Origin of the sequence: Erysipelothrix sp. strain 2 (EsS2-7-Brazil), from assembly GCF_016617655.1 — a bacterium.
Lineage (GTDB): Bacteria > Bacillota_I > Bacilli_A > Erysipelotrichales > Erysipelotrichaceae > Erysipelothrix > Erysipelothrix piscisicarius.
The window spans coordinates 49,613-54,595 of sequence record NZ_SCFT01000013.1 but is presented as its reverse complement, the minus strand read 5'-3'; the positions used below and the strand labels follow the sequence as shown (position 1 = coordinate 54,595).

Sequence of the window (4,983 nt, the reverse complement as noted above, 5' to 3'; positions counted from 1 at the left end):
TATCGAATCATTAAAGGGATGGATTAAAGCAGAAATGGCGTGTGATTATCAATACTGGTCCGTAGATAACTTTGAAAATTATATCGAAGCATATGTACATTATTTTAATTTTGAAAGACCTGCTTACAGTTTAAATTACAAAACCCCTATCCAATATAAAATGGATAAGGGTTTCTAGTCTTTTATTAATGTCTACTTTTGTTTGACAACTCCAGTCAATTACTAACCGTTAAAGTAATCGTTAAAGCAAATCTTCAATCGATTAACGGAATCGATGTTGCGAAAAATATTGGCGATGCGCTACCTGAAAAGGGTGAGTTCATGGCATCCGCAACAGATCGTGATGGAAATCCTATTGACGTAACCATCGATACATCGAAGGTGGATATGAACACGCCCGGTAAATATGAAGTTGTAATTACCTCTGCAGATGGTCAAACACTCACGGTATTTGTAACCGTAAGCGGTCTGGTTTTAGATGGAACTGTTACGATTATTTATATTGATTCGAATGGTAATGTTATTCATGAACAACGAATAATAACAGGTCAAGTAGGCGATGCTTATAGCACCGAAGCCCTTAACCTAAAAGGTTATACTCTAAAAGAAATAAGAGGAAATGCGACAGGACTGTTCACGGAAGAAAATCAAACCGTAACCTATGTCTATACAAAAGATGAGAATGGCAACCAACTTCCACAAACGGGAGTGAGCACGCCTCTAATCTCGTTTGTGAAGTATTTAGGCGCAGTCTTAATTGTAATGGGTGGAGGTCTTGTTTATAAAAACAGAAAAAAATCTAAAATAGAGCGCTAATCATTTCATAAATAAATAATTCAAAAAAGCAACCAGTGATGGTTGTTTTTTTTGTGTTAAAATTCGTGCTCTTGTTCGGTATCAAAAAAAGTGTTGTGAAAAGACAAGAAATGCGAAGTGTGAGGATGAGGCACGAAATAAACGTAAAAAGTTCAATTTTTAATGATGAAAGATAAACATATTATGAAATCCAAAGCAAATTCTTAGAATTGAAAGAAATTCTATGTTATCTTGATAGAGCGTGCTTACGGAATGGGGAGGGGAATTAAGAAAAACGCAACACTGTAGTATTGATAAGAAAAGGAGTATATTATGATGAAAAAAAATAAACTATTAAACAAGATCATGACAGTTGCATTAACATTTGTCTTGCTCGTTACAAGTATTTCAATGAACCAAAATTATACAATATCTGCACAAGAGACAGAGGAATTGTTTCCATTCCGAGGCAATAAATTACAAAACCCCTATCTGAGATATGGTGCAAAAGATTCAACGATTCCAAACTGGAAACTTAGCTCCACAAATAATGTATTTGGAGGAGAATCTGCTGGAACGATCAGTTCGAAAGTAACAGATGGATATCGCGATATTGGAAGATATAACTATCTCGTTGGCCAAAAAAACAATACAGATGATAGTGTCTTTAAGTCAAAATCTATAAGAGTAGAAAACTCAAGTGTGGCCGAAAATGCAAGTTTCATGCTCGTTGGTCAAACAATTCAACTTCAAGCAGGCTATGAATATTACTTTAGAGCTGAGTTGAAGAGTGTTCAAGGTACAAGCAACGGGATGTTAAATATTTATCCTGGAACTGCTACTTCGGGAAAAAATGGCCTTGCATCTGAAAGATTTAGCGCAACCAATAAATTAGAAATTGTTAGTTTGCCTTTTGTTGCTGATGGAAGTGGAGAAGTAACGGTTTCTTTACGTCATTTCGCTACAAACGATAAAAATACACACCTTGAAATTCATAGAATGGGATTCTTCCTCAAAGATGATTATTTAATTCAAGAAGATACGCATGCCCTTTTTAATGACAGTGAATTTAAGGAGTTGGTTGGTAATGATACTGCCGAAATTCAAAAAAATATTGACGCAATTCGTGCGAAAATCACAGCATCAGGAAACCCTTATGCAAGTGATGTTAAAGCATATGTTAATGATTTGCTCGATAAAGCTCAAGCTTTACTAGATCACGCAAAAGGAATCGAAAATGCTATCAAAGATACTTTTGACAATTTTGATGACCGTGTCTTAAAAGGTGATGTAACCCAAAGTACAATCGATGACTTAAAAAATAAGATTGAAGGCGTGACAAGTCCTGGACTAAATGAAAAACTCACTAATGATTTAAAAGAAGTTGAACGCGTTTATGAATTACAAGAATTAAAACCAGTTCTCAAAGAAGAACTTGAGAATCAGGCTAATGAAGCAATCAAAAAAATTGAAGACTTAAAAAATGTATCTGAGTCTGAGAAAAAAGAAAAAATTGATGCAATTCAAAAAGAATTAGAAGATGGTAAGAAGGCAATTGATAATGCAAAAACACGTGAAGATGCAACCAATTCTAAAGATACTGCTTCGGGAAACATCGATAAAATTGTTAATGATGTAACACTAGTTGATCGTAAAAATGATTCAAAATCTGAACTTGATAAAAAAGCTGAAGATGCGAAGAATGAAATCGATAAGTTACCAAACTTAACGGATGATGAAAAGCAAAAAGCTAAAGATGACATCGATCAAAAAACCAAAGACGGTAAAGATGCAATTGATCAAGGAACGACACCAAAAGATGTTGAAGATTCGAAAAATACAACAGATAACGCGGTGAAAGAAATTGTTGATCAAAATACATTGAAAGATGCAAAAAATAAAGCGAAAAAAGATTTAGAAACGAAAGCTGATGAAACGAAAAAAGCGATTGATGCACTACCTGGAATTTCCCAAGAAGCAAAAGATAAAGCTAAAGGTGAAATCGATAATGCGTTAAATAAAGGACTTGAAGGGGTAGAATCGGGTACGTCTGTGGATGACATTAATCAAGTTGTTACGGACACTAAAACCGAAATGGATGCCATTAAAGATGCAATCATTAAAGAAAATAATGATAGTATTGATGCATTAATTAACGACAAGAAGTCAAGTCTTGATGCAGAAGCAAAAAAAGCTAAAGAAACGATTGATAAACTTGAAAACTTATCACAAACTGAAAAAGAAGAAGCAAAAAAATTGATTGATAAAACGGTCAATGACGCTTCAAAAGAACTGGATAAAGCAACGACACCATCAAATATCGACGCAATTTACAATCTAGGTAAAACAGATATTGGAAACGTTGTTGTTAAAGCAGAACTTGATGATGCCAAAACAAAAGCAATCGCAGATTTAAATGCTAAGGCGGAAGAAGTTCGTAAACAAATTGCTGATAAACCAGCACTCTCTGATCAACAACGTAAAGATGCCAATGATGAGATCGATCAGACACTTGCAGAAGCAATTAAACGTATTGAAGATACAACAGAGATTGCAGATATTCCTGAAAATTTAAAAACTGGAATGGATGCATTAGATGCAATTGAACAAAAATATGAAGCAAAAAACACAGAAAATTTAGATAAGAAAAAAGACGATTCTAAATCTGAACTCGATAAAAAGGCAGAAGATGCAAAGAAAGAAATCGACAAGTTACCTAACTTAAACGATGACGAAAAGCAAAAAGCCAAAGATGATATCGACCAAAAAACCAAAGAGGGTAAAGATGCAATTGATCAGTTAAACGATCCAAAAGAAATTGAAAAAGTGATTGATACAACGGATAAAGGCATCAACGATATTGTTGAGGACAACAAACTTCTGGATACAAAAAATAAAGCCAAAGATGATTTGGATAAAAAAGCGGAAGATGCAAAGAAAGAAATCGACAAGTTACCAAACTTATCGGATGATGAAAAGCAAAAAGCTAAAGATGACATCGATCAAAAAACTAAAGATGGTAAAGATGCAATTGATCAAGGAACAACACCTAAAGATGTTGAAGATGCAAAAAATACAACAGATAATGCGGTAAACGAAATTGTTGATCAAAGCACATTACAAGATGCTAAAAATAAAGCGAAAAAAGATTTAGAAGCGAAAGCTGATGAGACGAAAAAAGCGATTGATGCATTACCTGGACTATCACAAGAGGTTAAAGACAAAGCTAAAGGCGAAGTCGATAATGCATTGAATAAAGGTCTTGAAAATGTAGAATCTGGTAAGACTATTGAGAATCTTAATAAAGTTGTTTCTGAAACTAAAACTGAGATGGATGCAATCAAAGATGCACTTGTAAAAGAAAACTTTGAGTCACTTGAGAAACTCAAGGATGATAAAAAAGCAAACTTAAATGCAGAAGCAGAAAAGGCTAAAGAAACAATCGATAAACTAGAAAACTTATCACAAGCTGAAAAAGATCAAGCGAAGAAAGTTATTGATAAAACAGTAAGTGACGCTTCGAAAAATATCGATAAAGCATCAACACCATCAGATATTAACTCAATTTACAACCAAGGAAAAACGGATATTGGAAACGTTGTTGTCAAAGCAGAACTTGATGATGCGAAAATAAAAGCAATCGCAGATTTAAACGCTAAGGCGGAAGAAGTTCGTAAACAAATTGCTGACAAACCAGCACTCTCTGATCAACAACGCAAAGATGCAAATGCCGAAATCAATAAGACACTTGCTGAAGCAATTAAGCGTATTGAAGACACAGCTGTGAATACCGATATTCCTGAAAATTTAAAAACAGGAATCAAAGAATTGGAAGCAATTGAAAAGAAATATGAAACTAAAAACACAGGCAATTTAGACAAGAAAAAAGAAGATTCTAAATCTGAACTTGATAAAAAGGCAGAAGATGCGAAGAAAGAAATCGATGAGCTACCAAACTTAACCGATGATGAAAAGCAAAAAGCTAAAGATGATATCGATCAAAAAAATCAAGACAGCAAAGATGCGATCGATCAATCAAACAATCCAAAAGAAATTGAAGATGTGATTGATACAACCGATAAGGGCATCAATGAAGTTATTGATGATAGTAAACTTCTCGATTCAAAGCATGAAGCGAAAAAAGATCTCGATAAAAAAGCTGAAGATGCGAAGAAAGAAATCGATAAG

3 protein-coding genes are annotated in these 4,983 nt (G+C 34.1%); all 3 read left to right on the top strand.

Annotated elements, in window-relative coordinates; genetic code table 11:
* The first annotated feature begins 1 nt into the window (after nt 1).
* Nucleotides 2-178: an IS3 family transposase gene (locus tag EPJ90_RS06830; RefSeq protein ID WP_342671844.1), complete on the top strand. Its 177-nt coding sequence runs from the start codon at nt 2-4 to the stop codon at nt 176-178.
* Between the two features lie 20 nt (nt 179-198).
* Entirely contained in the window at nt 199-816 is a 618-nt protein-coding gene (locus EPJ90_RS06825; protein ID WP_200542851.1) for a MucBP domain-containing protein, read from the top strand.
* Between the two features lie 312 nt (nt 817-1,128).
* Nucleotides 1,129-4,983 (top strand): DUF1542 domain-containing protein (locus EPJ90_RS06820; RefSeq protein ID WP_244660394.1); only part of this gene is annotated, 3,855 nt, incomplete at its 3' end.